Annotated in this window: 25 protein-coding genes; 10 read left to right on the forward strand and 15 right to left on the reverse strand. The window is 66.6% G+C overall.

The window, feature by feature from the left end:
* Positions 1-744: 744 nt before the first annotated feature.
* Positions 745-1272 (reverse strand): lecithin retinol acyltransferase family protein, encoded by a 528-nt coding sequence (locus HWW87_RS25830; protein WP_175822670.1) that lies wholly within the window; start codon positions 1270-1272, stop codon positions 745-747.
* A gap of 266 nt (positions 1273-1538) precedes the next feature.
* Between HWW87_RS25830 and HWW87_RS37450 the strand changes: the two genes are divergently transcribed.
* Together HWW87_RS37450 and HWW87_RS37455 are read left to right on the forward strand one after the other, a co-directional pair.
* Positions 1539-1844: a hypothetical protein gene (locus HWW87_RS37450; RefSeq protein ID WP_279608049.1), complete on the forward strand. Its 306-nt coding sequence runs from the start codon at positions 1539-1541 to the stop codon at positions 1842-1844.
* Position 1845: 1 nt separating this feature from the next.
* The gene (locus tag HWW87_RS37455; RefSeq protein ID WP_279608050.1) at positions 1846-2127 is read left to right on the forward strand and encodes a hypothetical protein; all 282 of its coding nucleotides are present in this window, start codon (positions 1846-1848) and stop codon (positions 2125-2127) included.
* A 328-nt stretch (positions 2128-2455) separates the two neighbouring features.
* Here the strand turns inward: HWW87_RS37455 and HWW87_RS25840 are convergent, their stop codons facing one another.
* Positions 2456-2878 (reverse strand): hypothetical protein, encoded by a 423-nt coding sequence (locus HWW87_RS25840; protein WP_175822671.1) that lies wholly within the window; start codon positions 2876-2878, stop codon positions 2456-2458.
* On the opposite strand from HWW87_RS25840, the gene HWW87_RS25845 reads away from it, so the two are divergent.
* Positions 2840-4414: a hypothetical protein gene (locus tag HWW87_RS25845; protein ID WP_175822672.1), complete on the forward strand. Its 1575-nt coding sequence runs from the start codon at positions 2840-2842 to the stop codon at positions 4412-4414. The genes HWW87_RS25840 and HWW87_RS25845 overlap by 39 nt on opposite strands.
* A 112-nt stretch (positions 4415-4526) precedes the next feature.
* Here HWW87_RS25845 and HWW87_RS25850 read toward each other — a convergent pair whose 3' ends face one another.
* Genes HWW87_RS25850 through HWW87_RS25860 form a run of 3 tightly spaced genes read right to left on the reverse strand, consistent with a single transcriptional unit; the run spans position 4527 to position 8141 of the window.
* Positions 4527-5498, reverse strand: a complete 972-nt coding sequence (locus tag HWW87_RS25850; protein ID WP_175822673.1) for a PDR/VanB family oxidoreductase — start codon at positions 5496-5498, stop codon at positions 4527-4529.
* Positions 5499-5520: 22 nt separating this feature from the next.
* The gene (locus HWW87_RS25855; RefSeq protein ID WP_175822674.1) at positions 5521-6918 is read right to left on the reverse strand and encodes an SLC13 family permease; all 1398 of its coding nucleotides are present in this window, start codon (positions 6916-6918) and stop codon (positions 5521-5523) included.
* Positions 6915-8141, reverse strand: a complete 1227-nt coding sequence (locus HWW87_RS25860) for an aromatic ring-hydroxylating dioxygenase subunit alpha (protein ID WP_175822675.1) — start codon at positions 8139-8141, stop codon at positions 6915-6917. Before HWW87_RS25860 ends, HWW87_RS25855 begins: the two co-directional genes overlap by 4 nt.
* Positions 8142-8415: 274 nt before the next feature.
* Here HWW87_RS25860 and HWW87_RS25865 point away from each other — a divergent pair, with 274 nt between their 5' ends.
* The gene (locus HWW87_RS25865; RefSeq protein WP_175822676.1) at positions 8416-8976 is read left to right on the forward strand and encodes a DNA-binding protein; all 561 of its coding nucleotides are present in this window, start codon (positions 8416-8418) and stop codon (positions 8974-8976) included.
* 57 nt (positions 8977-9033) lie between these two features.
* Here the strand turns inward: HWW87_RS25865 and HWW87_RS25870 are convergent, their stop codons facing one another.
* The 6 genes from HWW87_RS25870 to HWW87_RS25895 form a co-directional block, all read right to left on the reverse strand.
* Positions 9034-10350, reverse strand: a complete 1317-nt coding sequence (locus tag HWW87_RS25870) for a hydantoinase/carbamoylase family amidase (RefSeq protein WP_175822677.1) — start codon at positions 10348-10350, stop codon at positions 9034-9036.
* The gene (locus HWW87_RS25875; RefSeq protein WP_175822678.1) at positions 10350-11327 is read right to left on the reverse strand and encodes a dihydroorotate dehydrogenase; all 978 of its coding nucleotides are present in this window, start codon (positions 11325-11327) and stop codon (positions 10350-10352) included. The genes HWW87_RS25870 and HWW87_RS25875 overlap by 1 nt, the downstream gene beginning before the upstream one ends.
* Positions 11320-12186: a dihydroorotate dehydrogenase electron transfer subunit gene (locus HWW87_RS25880; RefSeq protein ID WP_175822679.1), complete on the reverse strand. Its 867-nt coding sequence runs from the start codon at positions 12184-12186 to the stop codon at positions 11320-11322. Before HWW87_RS25880 ends, HWW87_RS25875 begins: the two co-directional genes overlap by 8 nt.
* A gap of 39 nt (positions 12187-12225) precedes the next feature.
* Entirely contained in the window at positions 12226-13473 is a 1248-nt protein-coding gene (locus HWW87_RS25885; RefSeq protein ID WP_175822680.1) for an MFS transporter, read from the reverse strand.
* Positions 13474-13624: 151 nt separating this feature from the next.
* A complete protein-coding gene (locus HWW87_RS25890) occupies positions 13625-13948 on the reverse strand; it encodes a hypothetical protein (protein ID WP_175822681.1) in 324 nt (107 codons plus the stop codon).
* A 104-nt stretch (positions 13949-14052) separates the two neighbouring features.
* Complete coding sequence (locus tag HWW87_RS25895; RefSeq protein ID WP_175822682.1) at positions 14053-15126, reverse strand: porin; 1074 nt, start codon at positions 15124-15126, stop codon at positions 14053-14055.
* Positions 15127-15483: 357 nt separating this feature from the next.
* Between HWW87_RS25895 and HWW87_RS25900 the strand changes: the two genes are divergently transcribed.
* Positions 15484-16398, forward strand: a complete 915-nt coding sequence (locus HWW87_RS25900; protein WP_085043334.1) for a helix-turn-helix transcriptional regulator — start codon at positions 15484-15486, stop codon at positions 16396-16398.
* A 463-nt stretch (positions 16399-16861) separates the two neighbouring features.
* Here HWW87_RS25900 and HWW87_RS25905 read toward each other — a convergent pair whose 3' ends face one another.
* Together HWW87_RS25905 and HWW87_RS25910 are read right to left on the reverse strand one after the other, a co-directional pair.
* A complete protein-coding gene (locus HWW87_RS25905; protein WP_175822683.1) occupies positions 16862-17335 on the reverse strand; it encodes an RES domain-containing protein in 474 nt (157 codons plus the stop codon).
* Positions 17332-17760, reverse strand: a complete 429-nt coding sequence (locus tag HWW87_RS25910) for an antitoxin Xre/MbcA/ParS toxin-binding domain-containing protein (protein WP_175822684.1) — start codon at positions 17758-17760, stop codon at positions 17332-17334. The genes HWW87_RS25905 and HWW87_RS25910 overlap by 4 nt, the downstream gene beginning before the upstream one ends.
* Before the next feature lie 327 nt (positions 17761-18087).
* On the opposite strand from HWW87_RS25910, the gene rbsK reads away from it, so the two are divergent.
* From rbsK to HWW87_RS25925, 3 genes are read left to right on the forward strand one after another with little or no spacing between them, the layout of a single operon-like run.
* The gene (gene rbsK / locus HWW87_RS25915) at positions 18088-19014 is read left to right on the forward strand and encodes a ribokinase (protein ID WP_175822685.1); all 927 of its coding nucleotides are present in this window, start codon (positions 18088-18090) and stop codon (positions 19012-19014) included.
* 40 nt (positions 19015-19054) lie between these two features.
* A complete protein-coding gene (fucP, locus tag HWW87_RS25920) occupies positions 19055-20428 on the forward strand; it encodes an L-fucose:H+ symporter permease (RefSeq protein WP_175822686.1) in 1374 nt (457 codons plus the stop codon).
* 2 nt (positions 20429-20430) lie between these two features.
* Entirely contained in the window at positions 20431-21483 is a 1053-nt protein-coding gene (locus HWW87_RS25925; protein ID WP_175822687.1) for an aldose 1-epimerase family protein, read from the forward strand.
* Between the two features lie 46 nt (positions 21484-21529).
* On the opposite strand, the gene deoR is transcribed toward HWW87_RS25925, so the two are convergent.
* A complete protein-coding gene (gene deoR / locus HWW87_RS25930; protein WP_012337409.1) occupies positions 21530-22300 on the reverse strand; it encodes a DNA-binding transcriptional repressor DeoR in 771 nt (256 codons plus the stop codon).
* 146 nt (positions 22301-22446) lie between these two features.
* On the opposite strand from deoR, the gene deoC reads away from it, so the two are divergent.
* Complete coding sequence (gene deoC / locus HWW87_RS25935) at positions 22447-23127, forward strand: deoxyribose-phosphate aldolase (protein WP_175822688.1); 681 nt, start codon at positions 22447-22449, stop codon at positions 23125-23127.
* Between the two features lie 13 nt (positions 23128-23140).
* On the opposite strand, the gene HWW87_RS25940 is transcribed toward deoC, so the two are convergent.
* Positions 23141-24715 (reverse strand): serine hydrolase, encoded by a 1575-nt coding sequence (locus HWW87_RS25940; RefSeq protein WP_175822689.1) that lies wholly within the window; start codon positions 24713-24715, stop codon positions 23141-23143.
* A 179-nt stretch (positions 24716-24894) separates the two neighbouring features.
* Here HWW87_RS25940 and HWW87_RS25945 point away from each other — a divergent pair, with 179 nt between their 5' ends.
* A complete protein-coding gene (locus HWW87_RS25945; RefSeq protein ID WP_175822690.1) occupies positions 24895-25761 on the forward strand; it encodes a DUF2071 domain-containing protein in 867 nt (288 codons plus the stop codon).
* The last annotated feature ends 6 nt before the right edge of the window (positions 25762-25767 follow it).

The raw sequence follows: 25767 nt of genomic DNA on the forward strand, positions 1-25767 counted from the left end.
TGACGTTGGGCGCCGGTCGACGGAGCATTAAAAAAGCCCCGTCCGTTTCCGGCGGGGCTTGGGGATCGTTTGAGGCACCGACCTACGACGTGCAACCTCCCCCCGGCCCGCCGTTGGCGGTCATGGTGGTGGTCGTGGTCGTCGTGGCGAAAAGTGTGCTCATGTGACGAATCTAGTCACTTCGTTAACGTCTGTCAATAAGACATTTGAATATAACCCGGCGTCCTCGATCTCTTCACAATCCCTTCTTAATAAGAAAAGCGAATGCAATAATTATGTAATAAATTGCTGAAAATCGAGTATCGCAATCCATACAATTCTTTCACGGAGAGCCGACAAGTCGCGCCTCGCCATCAGCCGGCACCGGGCAAGCCCTTCCCGCGCTTTGAAATCCGCCTGGGTGCCAATCACATCGCGACTTGGCTGCCTGTTAGAAACGTATCCGCCTAACCTCCGGTGCTGGCGAACTTTTCAAACTGCAGCTTGCAGTCCTAAAGGCCTGCGCCGATACGTGTGCAAGTCACAACCGCGGGGCCATCGCAGGCCTTTCGGTCTCAGGCGGATAGACACGCCACGATCTGTCGTCGTGTCTGAAGAAGAAAAGTGCGAGCGTTCCCATTGGCCCCGACGCCTCGACGCAGACATAGCGTTGGCGATGCCGGGAGCGCCGACTGAACTGGATCACGCGCGTGCGCATTGCGTTCGTCGGTGCGAGCCATTTATCGACTCCGTGGCGGGCGTCGATCACAGTGCGCGCGCCATACCGCGCACGACGTGCAGTCTCGGCTTGAAGGTCTGGAACAACAGGGTCGTGACGGCACGCAGCGCCAGCATGGGATGAGCGAAACAGGCTTCCACCTGTTCACTGCGGCTTTCCCCATACAAGCACCAGTTGCAGAAGTGCTCGCAGTTGTTGCTCAGCAGCCGGTAGCGGTTTTCGCCCAGTCGCGAGCGGGCGCGGCGAACGACATCGGCGCCGGCGTATCTCGCCATAGGGTTCGGCATGACGGCGACCTCATGGCCCGAGGCAAAGCACTCGATCGTGGTTTCCTCCACGGGACCTCGGTGCAGAGATCTGCAGAGACCGGCGTAGTGCACCACCCGCCCATTTCCCACATAGATGCCGTGATGGTCGTACGTGGAACGGCGAGCAACAATGTGGCTGCCCTCATCCGGTTCAACGCCGGTCGGCAGCGTGCATGACCGCGCGCGTTCAGATCCGACCCGCACGACGGTCCTGTCGACTCGCCCATTGAACTGCTCGGATGCCATGGCACACCTCCGTAGGCGCCGGGGCCATGATCAAAGCATGCGGCGGCGGCTCCAGCCGATCTATCCGCCGAATCCGATCGATGTCCGGGGAGTCCAGGAATTGTCTTCATCCGGGCCAGGCATTCGTGCACCCTTGTCCCGGGTATTTGCCGATGTGAAGCGCCCGGGATTTACCTAGGATCAAAGCGAAATGGCCCGTTTATTGCCAGCGGGACAGGCGGACGTATTGCAGCGCACAAGTGCATGCGTGCTGGGTGGAGAAACTCATGGAGCACTGGTCGGCGTTCGGCGTCGATGGCCAGCGACTGGCAACCGCGCCCTGTTTCAATCGCGATAACCTTCTGGTGCAGTCAAACGATCTGGAGGAAGTTCGCGCGAGCGTTGGACGCGTCTTCAAGCCGCACGGACTCGAGTTGGCGGGCGGGTCTCATCGCCTGTTTGGACGCATGCACCACGCGCGGTATGGCGATCTATCGCTGAATCTGCTGGATTATGGGAGTGAGGTGACCATCGATTCTGGACACCTGGAGCGTTTTTTTCCTTCTCCAGATTCCGGTTCATGGCAATGCTGAAATCGAATGCGGCAACAAGCGGTTCGTTTCGTCCGCGCTCGTGGCATCACTCCTTTCTCCGTCGCTACCCTTACGCATGCACTGGAGCGACGCGTGTCCCCAAGTTCTGCTCAAAATCGAGCGCGGGACCATGGAGCGTCACTGCGAGCAACATCTGGGGGAGGCGTTCAGGCGACCGGTCGAATTCGATCCGGAGCTGCAGCTGGGATCTCCCGGCGGCATTTGTTCGAAGCGCAATCGGTCAGCACGCACCTACCCGGAATTCTTACGGTGGCGCCCCTAGAATCATCTCCCAACTATCTTGAAATGTTATCCTTCCCGTCATAAAGAAGAAGCCGAGCAAGAAAAAAGCCACTTCGCCCAAGCCACACGCGGCACCCGAATCGCCCCTCCCCACATCCGTTCCCGTTGCCCGGCAAGCTGAGTATTCGCACGTCAGCCAGCCGATTCTCCACCGATTGCGCCGGCCGTACGTTGCACCGTTACTTTCCTGCGGAGACGCGATGACCACTCGAATCGACCGACGAGCCTTCCTGATGTACGGCGCATGCAGTGCCGTGCTACCGCTTCTCGCTGCGTGCGGCGGCGACGACGGCACGCCACCGGCCCGCTCACGCACCATCGCATCGGGTCTCGGGGGAAATGCCGGCCTGCCCGTTCATGCCTTCGACGAAAACGACTTGCTGGTTCCCGGTTTCAAAATGAAGCTCGGCGAAATCAGGACGCAAATCGAGCAATACCAGCCGGCGGCCATCGCGATTGCGGATGTCGTCAATGCGGCGTTGTCGGCCGATACGCTGCCGGGACTCATCGCATTCGGCGAAGTCACGATCAAGGCACTCGCCTCGTTCATTCCGGCCGCCGGGCCGCTCGTCGGCGAAGTAGTGAATCTGTTGTTCAACCATCTGAATACGCTGTTCGAGCGCGGGCCGGATGAAGAAACGATGATCCGTCGCATTGCGACGGACGAGATTTCGAAAAACAATGTCGAGATCATGCGTCAAACGCTCGCGGGCATCAACGACGACTTGCACTTCCTCGTCGAATTCGTGCAAAGGAACGCGCCGCCCTACTCGGCGTCGATGGCGGATGCCATCGCCGCGAAGTTCGTGGCGTTCTGGAGCGGTTGCACGATGCTCACGCCGATGTTCCTGATCAAGGGTTCCGAATATCAGGGGCTGACAATGCACGCGCTCGCCTGCGGCGCTCAGGTGTCGATGTATGGCGTGTATCTGTCGATGCGCGACGAACTCGCTCTTGCGCCCGACACGGTCGCCGCGACACTGGGCGAGATGCGCGAGAAGATCTACCGGTACCAGAACGCCATGCAGAAAGTGCTCGCCGAGCGCTTGAACTCGCTTTCCGATCCGTCCAAAAGGAACGAGTACGTCCGCAACTTCTATACGCTTGGTTATGCGAAGTTTCTCGAATCGGTGAAGAGCTACTTCACGGCTTTGCACCAGACGAAGATCGACTTCCGCAACTCGATGGAGATCTACACGCACGACGTCGTACGCAGCACGGCCGACGCCACGCTCCCGTCTCGCACGTCATACGTGACGGACCTGCTCGCAATCTGCCATTGCGGTTACGGCGGCGATCCGCGTGTCGTCCGCATGAATCAGACCTTCGTCGACGGCGCAGGCCGATCGACACACATCGACGCGCAAGGTTGCACCGGCGACTTCGACGGCGTGTCGGACAGCCTGCTCGCGATTCAGCACTCGTTCGCCGCGAATCAGTCGGCAGGCGAGTTGACGGATGGCCTCGGCTGCATCTGGAAGGCGGCCGTCCGGGGAGCGATCGTCAGCCGTAACGCAAACCAGATTCTCTATGCGCTGCAGATGCAGGACGGCACCGGAACACGCTATTCGGCGGCAACCGACGGATACGGCAACGTCCTCGATCTGGTCGACAATCCGGATTACATCCAGTCGTATACGCCCGGCAACGCGGCGAAGCTCGAGCCGGGGTATTTCGTCTCGGCATTCCTGACCGACCCGGGCACCTATTCCGACAAGACGTGCCGCGAGGATTCGAGCCGCAGCGTTCCGTACGCCGGCATGGCACTGCGACACTACTCGTCTGCATCGCAACTCGCGGAATTGCACGGCGCCGACGTCGGCCTCGAACTCGACCTGACCTGCGGTTTCAGCCTTGCGGATTCGTCGACGCTCGGCGCACCGACCGCCTATCCGGACGTGATGATCGGCAAGTCGATCCTGATCGGCAAGCACCTGACCTTCGTCGTGACGAACCGAACCGCGGCACCTGTCGCCTGCCGCCTTATCCCGCTTCTGGCAGACGTCCGGACGACCGCAGACACGTTCGTCAATCTGACGCTCGTGACGCCTGACACGCAGCGCACGCTCGCGTCGGCCACGCTTGCCGCGCACGGAAGCGGACCCGCGCTGCTTGGCGAGGACGGTCGGGAATTCTTCCATTACGAAACGAATGACGTCTTCCCGTTCGCGCCCGGCGTGAACCATGTGCACATCGCACGCGGCTCGGATCTCGGCGACAACGCATTTCGCTTCGCGAGCTTGCTCGTCGTGCCGATGCGAACATGAACCGGCAATGCGCATGATCGGGAACCCCGGCGCGCACGCCTGCATGCGTTGCGCGGGCCCGATCGCGTCGCGCCAACCCAGTTTGCCAGCCTCACCCAGCCCCCGCGACGGCTCAGAGATCCAGCACCAGCCGTTCGCCGCAGCATCGCGACACGCACGGCATCATGCAATCGTTGCGGGCCTTTTCCGCCGCACTCAGGAACGCGTCCCGATGATCGGGCGTGCCCTCGAGCACGGTCGTCCGGCATGCGCCGCACACGCCCGCCTCGCACGACGTGGCGACCGCGATGCCGTGCTCGTACAGCACATCGGTGATCGACTGCCCCGGCGGCACGAGCAGCGTGCGCTGCGAGCGCACGAGCTCGATCCGGAACGCGTCTGCCTCGCCGTCGGCAGGCTGCGCGGCTGGCGCGGAAAAATACTCGTGATGAAGCCGCGCATCGCCGAGCGCCGGGCGCGCGATCGCGTCGACGGCCGCCATGAACGGCGCCGGTCCGCAGAAATACAGGTGCGAGCGCGAATCCATCGCGCCGACGATCGTCGTGATCGCGTCGCGGGTCGCGTCGGGCGTCAGCCCCGTGTGCACCGTCGCGACGTCCGCGAGCCGCGACGCGAGCGTCGCCCCGTACGCGGCCGCGTCGGCCGAACGCACGAAGTAGTGGAACGCGAGCGGCCGCCCCGCGCGCACCAGGCTATGCGCCATCGCGAGCAACGGCGTCACGCCGATCCCGGCGGCAAGCAGCACGGCCGGGCTGTCGTCCGGCGCGAGCGGGAAGTAATTCAGCGGCGCGCCGATCCGCAGCACGTCGCCGACCCGGATCGCATCGTGCACGTGCGCGGAGCCGCCGCTCGACGCCGGCTCGCGCTTGACCGCGATCTCGTACACGCCGCGCTCGACCGGATCGTTGCACAGCGAATACTTGCGCGTGAGCCCGTCGCGCAGATGCAGGTCGATATGCGCGCCGGCTTCGAACGCCGGGAGGGCGATACCCGGCGCGTCGCTGACGAGCCGCAGCGAAATCACGTCGCACGCGACGCGCTCGCGCGCAATCACGCGCGCGGCAAGCAGATCGTTTTCGATCATTGGATTCACCGTTCAGGAAAACTCACAGCAGCCCGATCAGCCGCCACCACAACGCATTGACCGGGATCACGAACACCACGCCCAGCAGCGCCGTCGCGATGCAGTACCGGAGCACCGCACCCCGGTCCAGCTGCGCGAGCGCGTTGCCGAACACGATCGGCGGCGACTGGTACGGCAGGACCGTGGTCGCATAGCCCATCACCTGCGCGAGCAGGCCGGCCTTCAGGTGCAGCCCCTGCGCGAGCAGGCGCGACACGATCGGCACGTATAGCGCCGGTTCCGCATTCGACGTGACCGCGAAGCAGACGACGATCGACAGCGCGGTCAGCGCGAAGTACATGAGCATCGGGCTGTCGCGCAGCGCATCGAGCGCGAGCGTGTCCGGCACGCGCATGTCGAGATGGTTGACGAGCGCGGTCAGCCCGATGATCGCCGCGATGAACCACAGCAGGTCCATCTTCAGCGTCGCGGTGAAGCGCTCGAGCTGCGCGGGCGGCGACGTGCCGAAGTAGACGAGCGCGAAGCCGAGCCCGACCCAGCCGGGCGCGATGCGATGCACGGCGTCGGTGAACCAGAGCGCGAGCGTGATCGCCAGCAGCACGATCGCGTGCCATTCGCGGCGGCCGAGCGCGACGCGCGCCGCCGGTATCTCGACTTCGCCGACCGTATCCGCGAACAGCCACCAGGACGCGAGCACCAGCACCGCGCCGCGCACGATCACGCCGGCCGGAAAGAACAGCAGCAGATACTCGGAGAAGCGCAGATGCATCCCGTGCGACTGCTCGAGAATCCCCGCCATGATCACGTTCGGCAGGTTCGCGGGCAGCACCGCGGCAGCCAGCTCGTACGAGCCGACGATCACGAGCAGCAGGATGCCGCGCCGCCCGTTCGCGTGCGCGCCGAGCTTCACGACGTCGCAGTAGCCGATCGCGATCGGAATCAGGATCGCGATCCGCCCGAACGTCGACGGCATCACGAGCGACAGCAGGAAGCTCAGGGTCGCGAACGCGAGCAGCGCCTTCAGATACGAGCCGCCGATCCGGCGCGCGAGCGCGATGCCGATCCGTTCGCTCAGGCCGCTCTCCTTCAGCGCGAAGCCGATCGCCGCGCCGCTGAATACGAGCCAGAACGCGCTCGACCCGAAGCCGGAAAAGATCTCGGCGGTGGGCACCGGCGTGCAGGTCGCCGCGAGGAAGAAAAACAGCAGCGACACCCACAGGCTCGCGACCGTGCCCGTCGCCCACAGCACGATGCAGGTGAACACGATCGCGACGATGCGTGCGTCGCCGGCCGACAGCGTGCCGCGCGCGCCGAGCGCGGCGACGCTCGCGAGCCCGGCCGCGAGCAGCGCGGCCGTGACGCGGCCGGCCGTCAGCATGCCGGCGCCGCGGCCCGGCCCGCCGAGCGCACCGCCGCTCAAGCGCGCATCACCGGCGAGTTCGCCGGGATCTCGTATTCGACGTGCGACTCGTCGAAGATGTCGCCGAATTCGCGCTGCTGGCGGAACGTCGGGTCCGGCGCGCAGCTCATCGGCAGATAGCCGCCCATCCACGCGCGCAGGTCGGTCACGTCCGGCGCGCCGCCGTACACGTTCGCGACCGGCCGCTCGCCGCGCGCGACCGCGTCGATCTGCTCCTGCAGCATCTGGCGGAACATCACGATCCCGCGATCGGACGCGCCGAGGTTCTCGCGCGAACGATCGAAGATCGGCCCCTGCGTCTCGACCGCCATCGCATCCTGGCTCATGAACGTGTTCATCAGGTAGCGGCCCGCCGCGTCGGTGCGCGCGGGCTGCCGGACGATCTTCGGCGCCTCATCGGCGGGCGGCTGCGCGCCGTCCGCGTTCGGCGTGAACGACACCCAGACGATCCGCGTCGTCGTATCGTCGACCGGCACGCGCCAGTGCATCTCGGTCATGATCCGCAGCATGTTCGGGAACACCATCAGGTTGCCCCAGCCACGGCCCTCGCCTTCGTATTCCCAGCTCTTCACGATGCCCCAGTCGAAGCGCTGGAAGCCGAACCTCTTGAACGGCTTGCCGAACCCGGACGCGTCGCGCATGCCGAGGTGCTCGAAGTATTTCGAGTGCGTATAGAAGGTGTGCGTGACGTCGACGGCGTTCTCCTGCACCTGGAACCAGTTGCACGCGAGATCGTCCTGCACCTCGAAATGGCGGACGCCGTCGTGGCGCACGAGGATGTCCCAGTTCGGAAACGCGGGCTTCTGCTCCGCCGGCCCCATGTAGGCGAAGATCAGCCCGCCGCATTCGTGCGTCGCATAGCTGTCGATCAGCTTCTTGCACACGCGGCTCGCCTTCGCCGATTCGAACGGCCGCTCCACGCATTCGCCGGCCGCGTTGTACTGCCAGCCGTGATACGCGCAGCGGATCGTGGCTTCCTCGACGAAGCCGTACAGCAGCGATGCACCGCGATGCGGGCAACGCTCCTGCACGAGCAGCACGCCGCCGTTGCCGGTGCGCGCGAGCACCAGATCCTCGCCGAGAATCCGCACGCGTTTCGTCTGGCCGGCTTCGGCCAGCTCCGACGAATAACCGACCGGATGCCAGTAGCGACGCAGCAATTCGCCGCACGGCGTGCCGGGCCCCACGCGGGTCAGCAATTCGTTGGTGGCGTGGTCAAGCATGAATACACCTCTCTCTCAGGTTGTAGCGGGCTGTATCGCCCCGGAGACGTCTGCGTACCGGCGAACCCTCGAGTCGCGATACGTCCGTCGATAAATCTATTTTTTTAGACTAAATAAAGTGAAGGAAAAATGCAAGGCGGGAAAATCCATAATTTTCAGCCCGTCATCGCCGTCACATCACCAGAAATCGGTCGATGTGTATAATTAAAAAGACGAACAGTACGCGCGATCGCCGAGATCGACGCGCCGCGCGTCGGCCAACCAGGAGGACAAGATGGCGATCATTGGCGTGATGGGCTCGGGCAAGAACGAATGGCCGGAGTGGGCGACGCCGCTCGGAACGTGGATCGCCGCGCAAGGATTCGACCTGCTGACCGGTGCCGGCCGCGGCGTGATGCTGTCGGTCGCGCGCGCCTACGCGACGACGCCGGGGCGCCGCGGCCGCTCGATCGGCATCGTGCCGAGCGAAGCGCACCCGTTGTTCGGCTTCGTGCCGATCGCCGGCTATCCGAATCCGTTCATCGACCTGCCTATCGTCACGCCACTGCCGCGCAAGGAAGCGGACGCGCCGGACGATGCATTGAGCCGCAACTACGTGAACGTGCTGACGAGCGATGTCGTCGTCGCGCTGCCGGGGAGCAAGGGCACGCTCGACGAGATCCGCCTCGCGGCGCGCTTCGCGAAGCCGTTGATCTGCGCCGGGCCCGCGAGCGCGTTCGATGGCGTCGCGGCCGGCACGCGCATCGTGTCGGCGCTCGATGACGTCTATGCCTTCGTGCTCGCGCAGGTGAACCGCGCGGAAGGCGGCGCGGGCGCACACGTTCCGTCGGCGTGAGCCGCACGCCTTCCGGATCCACGGCGCGTCGGCCGCCATCGCTCCCCGTGTCGCCGGTCACAGCCGCGCAATCGTGTCGGCGAGCACGCGCACGCCCAGCATGAAATCATCGATCGACATCGCCTCGTGCGGGTTGTGCGACCCGTGATCGTTGCGCACGAACAGCATCCCGCTTGGCACGCCCGCGTTCGCGAACAGCGCCGCGTCGTGGCCCGCGCCGCTCGGCAGCGTCGCATACGGCACGTCGAGCCGCGTGCACGCGTCGGCAAGCGCGGCGCGCAGCGTGGCATCCATCCGCGCCGGCGCGCTCGCCAACCGCCGGTCGAAATCGAATCGCACGCCACGCTCGCGCGCGATCGAATTGCATTCGGCGATCAGCAGCTCATGGAAGACATCGAGCGTCTCCGTGCTCTCGCTGCGCGCCTCGAAGCTGAAATGCACCTGGCCGGGAATCCGCGAAATCGAATGCTCGTCCTGGTCGGTCGACACGATGCCGGTCGTCACGACGAGATCGATGTTGCGTTCGAGCAGCCGGCGCCAGTGCTCGTCGAGCCGCGTGATCAGCTCGGCGACCGCGAAGATCGCGTCGTGCCGCAGGTCGCGCGGCACCGCGCCGGAGTGGCCGGCCTCGCCGATGCAGCTGATGGAGTTGTGCCGCACGTTGCCGCGAATGCCGGACACGACCGCGACCGGCAGCCCGCGCGCGACCATCACGGGCCCCTGCTCGATGTGGAGCTCCAGATACGCATGCGCGCGCCGCACGTCGAACAGCGGCTTGCGCGCCCGCACCGCGTCGATGTCGACGCCCGCCGCCGCCATGCAATCGGCCAGCGGGCGGCCGGTGCTGCGATGCTTCATCGCGAGATCGTCCGGCGTCAGCCGGCCGAACAGCGCGCTCGATCCCATGTAGGCCTTGCCGAACCAGGCGCTCTCTTCGCCGCGCAGCGCGATCACGTTCAACGGGTGCGGCGACGCGCAGCCGCTGCGCCGTTGCGCGACGAGGCACAGCAGCCCCGCGACGATGCCCGCGAGCCCGTCGTAGTTGCCGCCATGCGGCACCGAGTCGAGATGCGAGCCGACCCAGATCGCACGCGCCTGCGGGTCCGCATCGGGCAGGCTGAAGACCAGGTTGGCCGCGCGGTCGGCGCGCACCGCGATGCCCTCGCGTTCTGCGTGCGCCGCCAGCCGCTGCGCGGCCGCCGTTTCGCTGTCGCCGTAGCTCTCGCGCGTGACGCCCACGCCGTCGGCCGACAGCACGCGGATCTCGTCGAACCACTGCTCGGCGAGCGCCGTCAGTTCGGCAAGCGGCAGCGCCGCCGCGTCGTGCACGTCGATGTCCGCCGGCGCGTCCGGCCTGTCGGTATGCGCGTTCATCATGCCCCCGCCGTCGTGCCGCCCGCGCGCGCCGGCGCCGCGCAAAAGCGCCGCCAGCGCTCGCTCAGCTCCGCGTCGAGCCTGACCTGCCCGGTCAGCGACGCGATCGCGCCGATGCCCTCGTCCGCGCAAAACTGCTCGAGCCCGTCGATGATCGTGCGCATCACGCCCGGATCGCGGAACGATGCCGTGCCCACCTGCACCGCGCTCGCGCCGGCGAGCAGGAACTCGATGGCGTCGGCGGCGCTCCGGATGCCGCCGCAGCCGATCACCGGAATCGACACGGCGCGGTAGCACTGGTGGACGAGCCGCAGCGCGATCGGCTTGATCGACGGCCCGGACAGGCCGCCCATCACGTTGCCGAGCGACGGCCGGCGCGTGCGCACGTCGATCGACATGCCGAGCACCGTGTTGCCCATCACGATCGCATCGGCGCCCGCGTCCTGCGCCGCTTGCGCGATCTTCGCGATGTTGCCCGCGTTCGGCGTCAGCTTCACCCATAGCGGATGCCCGGTGCGCGTGCGGATCGCGTCGACGACCTGCCGGGTCATGCCCGCGTCCATCCCGAACGCCATGCCGTCCGCCTCGAGATTCGGGCACGAGATGTTCGCCTCGATCGCCGCGACGTCCGGCCGCGACAGCGCCTCGCACGCGTGCGCGAACGCGTCCGCCGTATCGGCGGACACCGACGCGACGACCGGCGTGCCGTGGCCCGTGTACGCGGGCAGCACGTGTTCGAGATAGTCGTCGATGCCGCGGCTCGGAATGCCGATCGAATTCAGCATGCCGTCACCCGCGTCGGCGACACGCGGCGTCGGGTTGCCCGGGCGGCTGACGGGCGACACGCTCTTGATCACGAGCGCGCCGAGCCCGGTCAGGTCGAGCGCATCGCGATACTCGATCGCGAAACAGCCGGATGCCGGCATCACGGGATTGCGCAGGCGCAGTTCGCCCACGCGTACGCTCAGGTCAGCCAACTTCCACCTCCCCCTCCGTCACCACGTCGCGAATCGCGAACACCGGGCCCTCGCGGCACACGCGCCGGAATGCGCGGGTCGCGCCGTCGTCGAACATCCGCACGCACGACAGGCAGACGCCCATCCCGCATGCCATCCGCTGCTCGAGCGCGACCTCGCCGCGCATCGACGGATGGCTGGCGAGCACGCGCTGCAGCAGCGCGAGCAACCGTTGCGAGCCGCACGTGTAGACCGCGTCCGGCCGATCGCGCGCGATTCTCGCGCGCAGCAGCGCGTCCACGTTCGCGACCGCCGACGAGCCGTCGCTGTCGAACACCGCATGCACGTCGGCCGGCGCGCCGCGCAGGAATTCCGCGGTCATCAGGTCGTCCGGCGTGCGCGCCGACATCACGACCGTCAGCGCGATGCCCGCCCGCGCCGCGCGCTGCACGAGCGGCGCCATCGTCGCGAGACCGACGCCGCGCGCGACGAGCAGCAGCCGTCGCGCACCGGCGTCGAGCGTGAACGGGCGGCCGAGCGGCCCGACGATCGACAGCCGCGCGCCGACGCCGAGCTGCGCGAGCGCACGCGTGCCTTCGCCGGTCACGTTGTACAGGAACTCGATTTCGCCGGCGCCGGGGCCGACGCCGTACACGCTCATCGGGCGCGGCAGGAATGGCCGGTGCAGATCGCTGACGGGGCAGACGAGCTGATAGAACTGGCCGGCCTGCGTGACGCTCGCGAGCGGCGCGTCGGCGCGCACGCGCAGATAGCGATAGCGCCGGTTCACCGCGCGATGCGCGACCACGTCGCACGCGTGCGTGGCCACCGTGGCCGCCCACGGCTGCGCGCAGGCGCGCGCCCCGTCGATCACGTCCATCGTTCTCTCCTCGTTACGGTTGGGCGGGAGGCACGCGCGTCAGTCGAGCGCGCGGTCCTTCAGTTCCGGAATCAGCGTGACCGTGACGATCATGTCGAGCACGTACAGCGCGGCCAGCATCGCGATCGCGATCTGAAACGAATAGCGCGCGGCGAGCGCGCCGACGACGAGCGGCCCGAGGCCGCCGATCGCACGGCCGACGTTCCACAGCACGTTCTGCGCGGTCGCGCGCACCGCGGTCGGGTACGCTTCGGACATCAGCGTGCCGTAGCCGCCGACCATGCCGTTCACGAACATGCCCATCAGCGCGCCGGCCCACAGCATCGTGGCCGGGTCCGTCAGCCGCGAATACACGCACACCATCGCCACCGCGCCGAGCTGGTACAGCAGGAACGTCGGCTTGCGGCCGATCCGGTCGGCCAGGTGTCCGAACAGCCAGACGCCGGCCATCATCCCGAGCACGGTCACGGCGGTCCACAATCCGGATTTCGTCAGCGAGAAGCCGAGCTGCTTCGACAGGAACGTCGGCATCCAGATCATGATCCCGTAGTAGCCGAAGTTCTGCACCGCGCACAGCACGACGATGCCGATGCTCGTGCGGGTCGTGCGCGCATCGGCGAACAGCAGCCGGAAACGCGCGCCCGTGCGCGCCGGCTGCCGGCTCCGGACGAACACTTCCGGCTCGTGCAGCTTGTTGCGCAGCACCCAGGCGACGATCGCGGGCAGCACGCCGATCGCGAACATGCCGCGCCAGCCGACGCTCTGCAGCAGCAGCGGCGTCAGCAGCGACGCCGCGAGCACGCCGCTCTGCCAGCCGAGCGCCACGTACGACGACACGCGGGCGCGCTTGGCTGCAGGCCACGCTTCGGCCGCGAGCGCCATGCCGATGCCGAATTCGCCGCCGAGGCCGATGCCGGCGATGGTCCGGTACGCGAGCAGATCCCAGAAGCCCTGTGCGAACGCGCACAGCCCGGTGAACACCGCGAAAAGCAGGATCGTCCAGGTCAGCACGCGCACGCGGCCGTAGCGATCGCTGAGCGCGCCGAAAATCACGCCGCCCGCGACCGCGCCGACCAGCGTCCACGTGACGAGCGCCCCCGCCTGCTGCGCGCCGAGCTGCAGCGACGCCGAAATGGCCGGCAGCATGAAGCCGAGGATCAGCAGGTCGAAGCCGTCCATCGCATAGCCGATGGCCGAGCCGGCCAGCACTTTCCACGCGTAGCGCGACACCCGTTCGGGCGGTGCGCCGGCGGGCGCGGCGGCGGAGGATCGAAGGTTCGCTTCCATGATTGTCCGTATCGTGAGGAGGGAATATCGATGCCGGCGGTCCGCCTGGCGGCCGTTTGTCGTTTTTTTTAGACAGACTGGCCGCAACCCGATCGTCGGCATCGCACAGCTTAAGGGCGTGGCCCGGGCAGATTCGCGCCGGCGTCGCGCATCAGACGACCAGTTCCTTCGACACCTGCGCGGCGAAGCCGTTGAGCGCCGCGAGCAGCGCGTCGTCCGAGCCCGCGCTCGCATCGCTCAGTCGCCGCGCGTGCTCGCGCAGTTCGGCGAGAAACGCCTGCACCGTCTCCGTGCAGACCGCCACGCCCTCCTGCCGTTCGGCGAACGTCGCGGCCGCCTGTGCGAGCAGCACCAGCGCCGCCGATTCCCGCCCGTGCGGCGCCGCCGCGTCGCGGCAGCGCGTCGCGAACCGGTGAATGTCGGAAAAGCCGACGACGTCCTGTGCCAGCCACTGCGTGGCGTCCATAAGGTTCATGCTCTCCTCCTCGTCTAAATATTTAGACTACCCGTATCAAAAACGGAATGCAAGCGTCCGATGCGTCGGGGTAAACCGGGAAGCCTCGCATCGCGATGCCTGCGTCAGAAACGCGTGCGCAGACCCGCGCCGTACGTGATGCCGGTCGACAGCCCGCCGACGTGATCGACCTTGATCGCCGAATAGAGGTCGGTGCGCTTCGACAGCAGATAGTCGTAGCCGAGCGCGCCGGTGCTGCGATGCGCGCCGTCGGCGAGCGCCCCGCTCGAATGCGTATACGCGTAGCTCGCCAGCAGCGAACCCACGCCGATCGGCACGCTGACGCCGGCCTGCAGCGTATCGCCGTGGAAGTTGCCGCGCTGCGCGCGGTTCGCGACGTTCATGTACTGCGCGAACAGTTTCACGACACGCCAGTCGTACGACGCGCCGACCTGCACCGTGCGCTGGCTCGACAGGCCCGGCGCCGCGGCGAGCGCGCCGTCGAGATCGCCAGGCGTCGCGCTGAAATTCACGTACTGGAAGATCGCGGCGGCCGCGAACGCGCCGCGCGCGTAGTTCGCGTTGACGCTCCATTTCTTCGCGCCGTTCCGGCCGGCCGTATTGCCGAGTGCATACAGCAGCCCCGCATTGAACCCGCCGAACGTCGGGCTCGTATAGGCGAGCGCGTTGTTCCACGCCGAATCGCCGACCACGCCCTCGGCGCCCACGCCCTTGAACGTGTGGAAGATCATCGGCGAGAACGTGTACGAATTGACCAGCGGGTTGAACTGGATCGTCGCGAGATACAGCGGCGTCGTGATCCGGCCAAGACGAAGCTGGCCGAACCGCGTCTGCAATCCCGCGTACGCATTGCGCGAAAACAGGCTGTCCCCGGCGTAGCGGCCGTACGCGCCGCTTTGCGGTTGAAAGTAGCTTTCGAGCACGAAGAACGCCTTGTTGCCGTTGCCGAGATCCTCGCTGCCGCCGAGCCCCCAGAACGACGTCGTCATCCCGCCGCCCGACTGCACGAGCGCCGTGCGCCCGCCGGGTTGCTTCACCGAACCGACGAAAGCGTCAGCGACGCCGTACAGCGTCACGCTCGACTGCGCGTGCGCGAGCGGCGCGATGCCAAGGGCGCCTGCCGCGCCAGCCATCAGGAATCCTGCCCGAAATCGGGCGCGCGGGGTGCGCAACGTCATGCTTTTCTCCTCCCGGCGCAATGGGCCGGCACGTGGGAATGTCTGGAAGATGCGATGCCTCTATCGCCGACAGCGTCTGCGCGCTCGCCGTTCGTCCAAATATTTAGACGACGCGCACGCGCACGCGCACGCGCACGGACACGGACACGGACACGGTCCGGTCGCGGGCCGTTACCGCGCACAAGACGAGCGCAAGCCGCGGGGTGTGCGAGCATCCGCTGTCGGCTACGTTAAAATACCCGATACAAAAAAATAGACAAGCATCGATCTTCGCGATGCCGTCCGCAGGATGGCGGCGCGGCGCGGTCGCGCAACCCGGTGTCTGTCGATTTTTCACCCGCCACCTAGAGGTACTTCATGTCCACCGCCGGTTCCCGAAAAACGCGTCTGCGCGGCGCGCGCTTCGACTTCGACAGCATTGGCGAGCGCTTGCGCGCGTACCGGATGGCTGCCGAGTTGCGCAGCGAGGATGTCGCCGAGCGCCTGAACATCTCGCGCGCGGCGGTCTACAAGCTCGAACGCGGCGAGATTGTCAAGATCGATACGCTCGAGCGGCTCGCCGCGCTGTTCGGCGTGTCGCTCGCGAACCTGATGGGCGTCGAGGTCGAGTATCACGATTCGGCGATCAGCTATTTCGAGCGCATGCGGCAGATCGAGAGCCGCTCGCAGCGGATCTTCGCGCATTTCGACCCGTTCTCGTTCCTGCTGACCTCCGACGATTACGAAGGCTGGCTGCGCCAGATGCTCGAGGAAAGCATCCCGCCGTCGCTGACCGATGCCGCGTGGCGGCAGACGCTGTCGAAAGTGATGGCGATCCTCGCGGACCGGAAAGCCGCGTTCCGGCGCGCACCGCTGAACGTGACGAGCCTGATCGGGCTGCGCCAGATCGAGCAGTTCCTGCACCACGGCCTGGTCGGCCGCCTCGGGCTGCCGCCGGGCGTGCAGCTCGAGCGCAAACTCGCCGCGCGCCGGGAAGTGATGCGGATCGTCGGGATGCTCGAGGACGATGCGAAAGGCGTGCGTATCGGCATCGTCAGCGACAACCTGCCGAACGAGACCTTCCAGATCTTCGAGGACGACGACAGCGCGCATATCGCGGTATCGCCGTTCCGGCTCGGCGAGCTGCCGAACATTCGTACCGGCATCGCGACGATCACCACGTCGGCGGATGCCGTCGCGATGTACCGGAAGATGATCGACCGGCTGTGGACCGATTCCACGAAGGGGGCCGACGGGGCCAGGCTGCTCGTCGACCTGCTCGACCGGGCGTAGTGCGGCGTCGCATCGACCACGCGCGATCCCGGTTGACCCGCATCGCGCGCGTTCCCGCACTGCGCTTTCTTTTGCGCCTGTGATCGGTAACGACGCTCAGTGATCCAGTCCGAAGGCGTCTGTATGCAATCGAACCTGTCATCATCAAGACGGGCGAGTGCTGCGAATCGTTGCAGCACCCTATCGGAAACCGGTGGGAACAGCATCCATCCCGCCGTTCCAAGTGCCGGCAACGTATTTCCCACAGCATCGGAACGCTGACCTGATACCGTGTCGCAACACGGCCCAACCAACCTCCAAACGCTTCCTCGTAGAAGGGTCTGGGAGCGATCGGCCATGGGACGACGCTACTCGGAAAGTCGGCAGACATGCTCGAGGTGCGCGATACCGACAAATTCGTCGCCCCTGCGAATCGCCAGTTCGGCCGCGTTGTGCAGTAACGAAGGCTCAGGCCATCGAGGCGCTATGACTGCCCGGCCGGTCGCATGATAAAGAGGCGTTCGTCCCACACCACGGGTTGAGGATCTGTCACGACGATTCGCGCCGCGTCAGGATGCGCCGGATTCACCAGCACGTTGAACTCTGCCCGGACGACAACGGAAGGGATGATCAGGAGCGCTGTCCTCGATTCGGTCAGCCATGCGTCGCCGAACTGCCGTGCTACCTGCAGTGCTGCCGCATCCCATTCTCTCGGCAACGTTTCTGCCGTGTGATGCTCGACGCTAAGATCGTCGGGAACGGTTGCTTCGACCCAACCGTGCGTTCTCGGTACCTTGCCGATTCGCGCATGCACGAGTACCTCCAGCATTGCACCTGCGAAGGTCGAAGCCGCGTAGATGACGGGCCGCCCCGGACTATTAAAGCGGCCACCGACAAGCATCGCGCCGGTGCCGCTCCAGATCGTGTGTCGCGTATCAGCAATGCGAAACAACTTCATGCCGGCAGCCCGTAGAACAGCCTCCAGAGCAATTCTTCGACCCGGCGCGCACCGAGTTCGGTCAGCGCGACATCGAGCGGTGCCCGTCCCTCCAGTTCAGGGTGGGGCGTCGACAGAAATTCCCGTGCATCGTCTTCGTCGCTCCAGACGTAGGTGGTCGTGGCCACGATGCGGGCGAGGCGCTCGGTCTTCTCTGATTCGTCTTGCGTCAGCCGGTCTCGGCGTCGTTTATAGGTTGCCTCAGGGATGATGCGGGCGAGCAGCGCGCGGCGGGCATCGGCACCTCGCGCCGCATGTTCGACGCCAGCCCGCAGCGCAGACTTCGGCAGACCGTCGCGCACTAGTGCCTCCAACTCAGCCAGCGTGTGCGGGACCGGTCGCAGTCCCATGACCGCGGCTACCGCTTCGGGGGTAACGAGTGACATGTCGGCTCCCAGCCTGGTATCAGATGATACTCGATTGTAGGGCATTTGATCCGACATTGGAAAAAGCGCTTTCGCTCCCCCAATTCTCTCCGCACCGCAGCCGCTCGCACGTCGTGATAACGCCAGAAAATCAGGGACCACCAGTGCAATCTTTTTGTATGCCGACAGCGGCATGGGGCGTCTCGTCCGCCTCCCCGCCAGCCATAAGGTGACCCTCATAACATCACAGGATTGCATTTTCACATCCTATGTGATTTTATTATCACCTGTCGCGACCCGCCGCCACCCGCGCGCGCCGCCGCCCCCCATACCAAGGAAGAGACGCAGATGGAGACAATCGCCGTCATCGGCAGCAACATGGTCGACCTCGTGACCTATGTCGCGCGCATGCCCGCCCGGGGCGAAACGCTCGAGGCGCCGAACTTCGAGCTCGGCTGCGGCGGCAAGGGCGCGAACCAGGCCGTCGCGGCCGCACGCCTCGGCGCGCGCGTCGTAATGGTCACGAAGGTCGGCGACGACGTGTTCGCCGACAACACGATCCGCAACTTCCAGCGCGAAGGCATCGACACCACGCACGTGCGCAAGGTCGCCGGCGTGCCGAGCGGCGTCGCGCCGATCTTCGTCGAACCCGATTCGAGCAACAGCATCCTGATCGTCAAGGGCGCGAACCGCCATCTGCAGCCGGCCGACATCGACGCGGCCGCGCCGATGCTCGCCGAATGCGCGCTGATCGTGCTGCAGCTCGAGATCGAGCTCGACACCGTCTATCACGCGATCGAATTCGGCGAGCGGCACGGCATTCCCGTGTTGCTGAACCCGGCCCCCGCCGTCGCCGACCTCGATTTCGAGCGCATCCGTTCCGTCGAATTCTTCGTGCCGAACGAAACCGAGCTCGCGATCGTGTCGGGCATGCCGGTCGATTCGCGCGAGAGCGCGACCCGCGCCGCCGAAGCGCTGGTCGCGCGCGGGCTCAAGCACGTGCTCGTCACGCTCGGCAGCGCGGGTTCGCTGCTGGTGTCGCGCGAGGGCGCGCGGCACGTGCCGGGCGTGCCGGTCGATGCGCGCGACACGACGGGCGCCGGCGACGCGTATATCGGCTGCTTCGCGCACTGCTATGCCGCGTCGCGCGACGCCGCCGACGCGATGCGTTACGCGTCCGCATACGCCGCGCATTCGGTCACGGGCCTCGGCACGCAGAAGTCGTACGCCGACGCCGCGACGTTCGAACGCTTCCTCCACGACGCCGGCTTCTGACCGGCGCCTTCATCGACGAGACATTGGGAAGGAGACACCCATGAGCCGAACCCGGATCGAACACGCCCCCGACGGCTATTACCTGAATCGCACGCCGCTCTTCGCATTCACGCTGCTGTGCTGCCTGTTCGCGCTGTGGGGCACTGCCGCGAACCTGAACGACGTGCTGATCGCGCAGTTCAAGAAATCGTTCTTCCTGTCCGATTTCGAATCGGCGTTCGTGCAGTCCGCGTTCTATCTCGGCTACTTCTTCCTCGCGATTCCGGCCGCGACCGTCGTGAAGAAGTTCAGCTACAAGACGACGATCCTCGTCGGCCTGCTGCTCTACACGACCGGCTGCCTGCTGTTCTTCCCGGCCGCGTCGATGGCGAAGTACGGGATGTTCCTCGTCGCGCTGTTCGTGATCGCCGCGGGCCTGTCGTTCCTCGAAACGGCGTCGAACTCGTATTCGACGCTGATGGGCCCGCGCAACACCAGCACGCGGCGGCTGAACATCTCGCAGACGTTCTATCCGTTCGGCGCGATGGCCGGCGTCTACATGGGCAGCTTCCTGATCTTCAAGGAAGGCGACGCGTCGCATGCGCAGCTCGCGGCGATGTCGGCCGCCGACGCCCACACGCACCAGCTCGCGATGATCCAGGCCACGCTCGAGCCGTACAAGTGGCTGATCGTCGTGCTCGTCGCCGTGTTCATCGTGTTCGCGCTCACGCCGTACCCGGCATGCAAGGGCAACGGCGCGGGCGAGGTCACGCACCGGATCGACGCGCGCGGCACGCTCGCGCGCCTGTTCGGCAACCGGCGCTTCGTCGCGGGCGTGGTCGCGCAATTCCTGTATGTCGGCGCGCAGGTCGGCGTGTGGAGCTTCACGATCCGGCTCGCGATGCAGATCGGCGGCCTCACCGAGCGCGGCGCATCGCGCTACCTGCTCGCGACCTTCTTCGCGTTCTTCGTCGGCAAGCTGGTCGCGACGCTCGTGATGAAACGCGTCGGGCCGGCCAAGGTGCTGATCGTCTACGGCATCCTGTGCATCGCGCTGCTCGCGTACACGATCAGCGTGCACAACATCACCGCCGTGTATGCCGCCGTGTGCGTGAGCATCTTCCTCGGCCCGTGCTGGCCGACGATCTACGGGCTGACGATCGACGGTCTCGGCAAGGACACCGAATACGGCGGCTCGATCCTCGTGATGAGCATCGTCGGCGGCGCGGTCGTGCCGCTGATCCAGGGGCTGATCTCCGATCACACGGGCGGCAACATGCAGCTCGCGTTCGTCGTGCCGCTCCTGTGCTTCGTCGTGATCGTCTACTACGGCTTCTACTGCCTGCGTCACCTGCCGGCGGCCACGCCCGACGCGGCGGCCGACGGCCATGCGTCCGCGCGCTACGCCGCGACGCGCCACACGTCGGGAGCCTGACCATGCGCGGCGAGATCGAACTGCGGCGCGACGACTTCCGCGAAGCGCCGCGCACGCTGTACCGCACCGACGGCCTCACCGTCACCGCGTTCGCGTATCCGTCCGGCGTCGAGGCGCTGAAGCTGGAAAACCGCCGCGGTCATCTCGTCGTGCTGCCATATCTTGGCCAGATGATCTGGGCCGCCGAATTCGACGGCCACGACCTGACGATGAAGCACATGTTCCGGCAGCCGAAGCGCGCGACGTCGATCATCGATACCTACGGCTGCTTCATGTTCCACAGCGGGCTGCTGCGCAACGGCTGCCCGGGGCCGGACGACACGCACGCGCTGCATGGCGAGATGCCGTGCGCGCCGATGGATCGCGCAAGCCTCGTCGTCGGCACGGATGCGCGCGGCGCAACGGTCGAAGTGACCGGCGAATACGAATACGTGCAGGGCTTCGGCAGCCACTACGTCGCGCGTCCGTCGGTGCGGCTGGCGGAGCACGACGCGCGGATGACGATCGCGATGGACGTGACGAACCTCGGCGGCGCGCCGATGGACCTGATGTACATGGCCCACCTGAACTACGCGTACGTGCCGGGCGGCCGCTTCGTGCAGTCGCTGCCGCGCGGCGGCATGCGGCTGCGCGACAGCGTGCCCGCGCACGTGAAGCCGACCACCGTGTGGCGCGACTACACGGCCACGCTCGCGCGCGAACCGGCGCGGCTCGCGACGCTCGATGCGCCCGCGCTGTACGACCCGGAGATCGTGTTCTTCATGAACGACGTGGAAACGGATGCCAACGGCGTCGCGCATTTCCGGCTCGCGCATCCGGACGGCGGCGCGTTCCACACCGCGTACCGCCCCGCGCAATTCCCGCATGCGACGCGCTGGATCCTGCACAATGCGGACCAGCAGGTCGCCGCGTTCGCGCTGCCGTCGACCTGCGAGCCGGAGGGTTACGAAGCCGAGCGCCGCAAGGGCCACGTCGCGGCGCTGGCGCCGGGCGAGTCGCGCCGCTTCGAGGTCGTCACCGGCTACCTCAGCACGGCGGAAGCGCGCGATGCGTGATGCGATGAGAAGCGCGATGAAAAGCGCGCTGCACGCCCGCGCCGCATCAGGTCACGAGCGCGATCCCGTGCTCGCGGATCGCCGTTTCGTAGCGGCGGCTCAGTTGCCCGTCGGAGATCACGTAATTGAAATCGGTCAGTTCGGCGAAATAGGCCGCGCGCACTTCGTCGAACTTCGTGTGATCGACCAGCAGGAAGCGGTTCTGCGCGCGCGCCATCACCTTCTTCTTCGCATCGACTTCGTGGAAGTTGAAGCACGTGACGCCGCAGCGCTCGCTCACGCCGGCCGCCGAGATGAACGCCTTCGATACGCGCACCGAATCGAGGATGCCCGTTTCGGCGACCGATTCGAACACCATGTTCTGGCGGTGATACGCGCCGCCGCACAGGATCACGTTGCAATGCGGCTTCTGCTGCAGCTTCGCGAACACGTTCAGCGAATTGCAGACCGCCGTGAATTCGAGGTCGTCCGGAATGAAGTCGACGATGAACGGCGTGGTCGACCCGCAGTCGACGAAGATCGTGTCGCCGGTCGTCACGAATTGCGCGGCCAGCTTGCCGATGCGGCGCTTTTCCTCGGTCTGCCGGTTGTTCTCGGCGCTGATCAGGTACTCGCCGATGTCGCTGCGCTGCGCGGCGAAATGGCGCGTCACGTAGCCGCCGATCAGGCTGAGGCCATGCGGATTGTCCGCGAGATCGCGGCGGATCGTCATTTCGGACACGCCGAACAGCTCGGCGACTTCCCTCAGATGAATCGCGTTCTGCCCTTGCAGCACGTTCATCAAGGTCTTGATCCGTTCGCCCTTCTTTGTTTCCATGCCTGTATCCTGCGTGCCCGCCGCGTGAGTCGCTCGTCGTGCCGGGCACGCAGGCCCGGCCGGAATGTCGTATTTGTAACAAACCGATGTGAAAACATCAACTTTCCGTGTGCCCTTTCCGCACACGATCCGTGGAGTCCTGACACATGCCGCTTTCCAACGCCCAACTCGCCCAAACCATCGATCACACGCTGCTCGCGCCCGACGCGAACGACGCGCAGATCCGCGAACTCTGCCGCCAGGCGGCCGAGCATCGCTTTTACTCGGTCTGCGTGAATTCGGCGAACGTGCCGCTCGCCGCGCGCGAGCTGGCCGATACCGGCGTGCTCGTCTGTGCCGTGGTCGGCTTTCCGCTCGGCGCGGGGCTGTCCGCCGCGAAGGCATTCGAAGCCACCGCCGCGATCGCGGCGGGCGCCGGCGAGATCGACATGGTGATCAACATCGGCGCGCTGAAAAGCGACCGCGCCGACGACGTGAAGGCCGACATCGACGCCGTGCATCGCGCCTGCGGCACGGTGCCGCTCAAGGTGATCCTCGAGACGGGGTTGCTGACCGACGACGAGAAGGTGCGCGTGTGCGAGATGTGCCGCGATCTCGGCGTCGCGTTCGTGAAGACGTCGACCGGGTTCGGCCACGGCGGCGCGACGCTCGCGGATGTCGCGCTGATGCGGCGTACGGTCGGGCCGACGCTCGGCGTGAAGGCGTCGGGCGGCGTGCGCGACCGCGCAGCCGCGCTCGCGATGCTCGAAGCCGGCGCAACGCGGCTCGGGACCAGTTCGGGGGTCGCGATCGTCACCGATCAGGGTGGCGGCGGGTCGGGGTACTGAGCCGGCGCCGCCGTCAGCGGGTGAAGACGTTCAGCCCGCCGTCGCTGAACAGTTCGGCCGTCACGCGCGTCGGCGGCGTGCCGGCGAACGTGAGCGGATATTTCGAACCGGGCGGCGCCATTTCACCCGACGGGCTGATCGCGAACGTATCGCCGTCCCAATGCGTGCATGCGAACGATACGTTGCCGGGGCCGATCGTCAGCACCAGCGCGTCGTCGACGACGGTCACCGTCATCGGCCCGTAATAGTCGTTGCCGTAAGTGCCCGCATAGGCGGTCAACGCTTGCGGCGGCGCGGGCGACACGGGCGCGGCGGCACCGGCCAGCGTCCCGGCCGGCGCGGTCAGCCCGGCCGTCTGCTCCTTCGCGAAGGCCGGCCAGTCCCGCTGCTGCGCGCCGTACTGGACCAGGTCGAGGAACGCGAAACCGATCGCCTCGGCCACGCCGACCGGCCAGATATTGGTCAGCACGGCGATGCCGATGTCGAGCGATGGCACGAGCACGAAGAAGGTACCGGCGCCTAGCAGGAAGCCGCCGGAATGGCTGACCATCGGCCGCCCGCCGTCGGCGGTCGTGCCGACGTTGAAGCCGAAGCCGTAGTATGCGGCGGCGCCCTCGGCGCTCGCCGGGCGGATCAGGATCTGCTGCGACAGGGCGGGCGACAGCGCGGCGGCCGGGATCAGTTGCGTCGCGCCAGCGCGACCGTTGGCCAGCACCATCGCCATCCATCGCGCGAGATCGTTCACCGACGAGCTCACGCCGCCCGCCGGCGATTGCAGGTCGGCATCGCGTGGGGCCGCAACCGGCACGAACACGCCCTTGACGGGGACATGCCCCACCGCATGGTTCGCGCTCGCCAGGTAGTCCGCGTATCGCGAGCTCGTGCGCGTCATGCCGAGCGGCGCATAAACGGCCTGTTCCGACAGCGTCGCCCAGTCGATGCCCGCCGCACTCGCGACCCCGATCGCCGCGGCCGTCAAGCCGATATTCGTATATGCGTAATGGCTTCGGTAGCCGGTGAGCGGGATCTCGCGCAGCCGGTTGAACACGGTCGCCTGGTCGAATCCCAGTTCCTCGAGCTGATCGCCGACATGCTCCGGCAGCCCGGAACGGTGCGCATACAGGTCGGCGACCGTCAGTGATTGCGTGACGGACGCATCGGACAGCGCGAACGACGGCATCAGTTGCTGCATCCGAGTGTCCCAGCTCACGACACCCTTGCCGACCTGCGACGCAACGACCGTCGCACCGATCGACTTCGAAACCGACGCGAGCTGAAAGATCGTGTCGGCGTCGACCGGCTGGCCGGTAGCCGTGCTGCCCACCCCGTAACCCTTCGCGAACAGCGTCTTCCCGCCGTGCACGACGGCCACCGCGATACCCGGCACGCCCGAGCTGCCGAGCAGCGCGCTCACGAGCGGATCGAGCTGGGCGACGGCCGCCGCGATCCGTGCATCGGGCACCGGCGCGAGCGGATCCGACGATACCGAATCGCCACCGCAGGCCTGCAGCATGCCGAGACCGCCGATGCCGAGTGCCGAGCCGAATACCGTCTTGAGGAAGCGCCTGCGATCGAGAGAGTCGGTCATGATGCAAACCCCATGGATTGGTGCGTGCGTGTTGTGTTTTTGATTCCCGACGCGAACCGGCACATCCCGGCGCCGATCGCCCGGACAATATGCCTGCACGGCACGAATCCCACAATACCCGGGTGGCGCGCCGATCGCCGTCGCGCACCGTCTTCCGCCCGTGCCACAACCCCGGCACAATGCCGCCCATGCGCTACGACAACGCCTTCGTTTACCCCTCCACCGGCCTCGTCGGCCGGCTCGCCAACCGGATCGTCGCGAGCGGCCCGCTGCTGCGCGCACGCCGCGCGTTGCTGTCGCGGCTGCCGTTCCTGCAGCTCGCGAGCGACGTCGAGCATGTCGTGTATTGCACGTGGGTCGTCGACGTCGCGGCCGCCGCGCACCTCGTGCCGCACGGCGTCACGCTCGCGAGCCGCGGCGGCCGCACGCTGTTCACGACGCTCACCTACCGGCACCGGCACTTCGGCCCGCGGCTCGCCGGCCCGCTGCGGCGCGTGTTTCCGTCGCCGTTGCAGAGCAACTGGCGCCTCTACGTCGACGCGCTGCCGGACGGGAAGCCGGCCGAGCGCACCGTGTTGTTCGTGAAGAACGTGTTCGATCACCCGCTCTATGCGCTCGGCAGCCGGCTGTTCAGCGACGCGCTGCCGTCGCATCTCGCGCGGCCCTTTACACATGCGGCGCGCGACGGACGCTACGACACGCGGCTGGCGGGGAGCGGCGGCAGCGCGCCCGACTTCCGCTGCACGGCCGAAACGTCGCACGACCGGACGCTGCCCGATGCATTCGCGCCGTTCTTCGACGGCTGGCGCGCGGCCGTCGCCGCGCTGTCGCTGCAGCACGCGGCCGTCGCCCATGTCGAGGACTGCGACCGCCTCGCGTATGCGTCGATCGACCTGCCGATCGACGTCGACGCGGTGCGGCCACTGAAGACGGTCGGGCCCGCAGGCGGCGGCGACTTCCTCGCCCGCATCGGCGCGACCGGCGAACCGCTGTGCTTCGTCGTGCCCGACGTCGCATTCCGCGTACTGTCCGAGCGGTTGCTGTAGCGTGAT

Source organism: Burkholderia sp. BCC0419, from assembly GCF_902830285.1.
Lineage (GTDB): Bacteria > Pseudomonadota > Gammaproteobacteria > Burkholderiales > Burkholderiaceae > Burkholderia.

Bases quoted from the DNA above. Each gene is read 5' to 3' on its own strand.
- fucP (WP_175822686.1), top strand. From the start codon at position 19,055: ATGAGCCGAACCCGGATCGAACACGCCCCCGACGGCTATTACCTGAAT.
- HWW87_RS25860 (WP_175822675.1), bottom strand. From the start codon at position 8,141: ATGCTTGACCACGCCACCAACGAATTGCTGACCCGCGTGGGGCCCGGC.
- HWW87_RS37450 (WP_279608049.1), top strand. From the start codon at position 1,539: ATGGAGCACTGGTCGGCGTTCGGCGTCGATGGCCAGCGACTGGCAACC.
- HWW87_RS25890 (WP_175822681.1), bottom strand. From the start codon at position 13,948: ATGAACCTTATGGACGCCACGCAGTGGCTGGCACAGGACGTCGTCGGC.
- HWW87_RS25900 (WP_085043334.1), top strand. From the start codon at position 15,484: ATGTCCACCGCCGGTTCCCGAAAAACGCGTCTGCGCGGCGCGCGCTTC.
- rbsK (WP_175822685.1), top strand. From the start codon at position 18,088: ATGGAGACAATCGCCGTCATCGGCAGCAACATGGTCGACCTCGTGACC.
- HWW87_RS25850 (WP_175822673.1), bottom strand. From the start codon at position 5,498: ATGATCGAAAACGATCTGCTTGCCGCGCGCGTGATTGCGCGCGAGCGC.
- HWW87_RS25895 (WP_175822682.1), bottom strand. From the start codon at position 15,126: ATGACGTTGCGCACCCCGCGCGCCCGATTTCGGGCAGGATTCCTGATG.
- HWW87_RS25945 (WP_175822690.1), top strand. From the start codon at position 24,895: ATGCCGCCCATGCGCTACGACAACGCCTTCGTTTACCCCTCCACCGGC.
- HWW87_RS25905 (WP_175822683.1), bottom strand. From the start codon at position 17,335: ATGAAGTTGTTTCGCATTGCTGATACGCGACACACGATCTGGAGCGGC.
- HWW87_RS25910 (WP_175822684.1), bottom strand. From the start codon at position 17,760: ATGTCACTCGTTACCCCCGAAGCGGTAGCCGCGGTCATGGGACTGCGA.
- HWW87_RS25845 (WP_175822672.1), top strand. From the start codon at position 2,840: ATGCGTCAAACGCTCGCGGGCATCAACGACGACTTGCACTTCCTCGTC.
- deoR (WP_012337409.1), bottom strand. From the start codon at position 22,300: ATGGAAACAAAGAAGGGCGAACGGATCAAGACCTTGATGAACGTGCTG.
- HWW87_RS25925 (WP_175822687.1), top strand. From the start codon at position 20,431: ATGCGCGGCGAGATCGAACTGCGGCGCGACGACTTCCGCGAAGCGCCG.
- HWW87_RS25865 (WP_175822676.1), top strand. From the start codon at position 8,416: ATGGCGATCATTGGCGTGATGGGCTCGGGCAAGAACGAATGGCCGGAG.
- deoC (WP_175822688.1), top strand. From the start codon at position 22,447: ATGCCGCTTTCCAACGCCCAACTCGCCCAAACCATCGATCACACGCTG.
- HWW87_RS25940 (WP_175822689.1), bottom strand. From the start codon at position 24,715: ATGACCGACTCTCTCGATCGCAGGCGCTTCCTCAAGACGGTATTCGGC.
- HWW87_RS25885 (WP_175822680.1), bottom strand. From the start codon at position 13,473: ATGGAAGCGAACCTTCGATCCTCCGCCGCCGCGCCCGCCGGCGCACCG.
- HWW87_RS25870 (WP_175822677.1), bottom strand. From the start codon at position 10,350: ATGAACGCGCATACCGACAGGCCGGACGCGCCGGCGGACATCGACGTG.
- HWW87_RS25880 (WP_175822679.1), bottom strand. From the start codon at position 12,186: ATGGACGTGATCGACGGGGCGCGCGCCTGCGCGCAGCCGTGGGCGGCC.
- HWW87_RS25830 (WP_175822670.1), bottom strand. From the start codon at position 1,272: ATGGCATCCGAGCAGTTCAATGGGCGAGTCGACAGGACCGTCGTGCGG.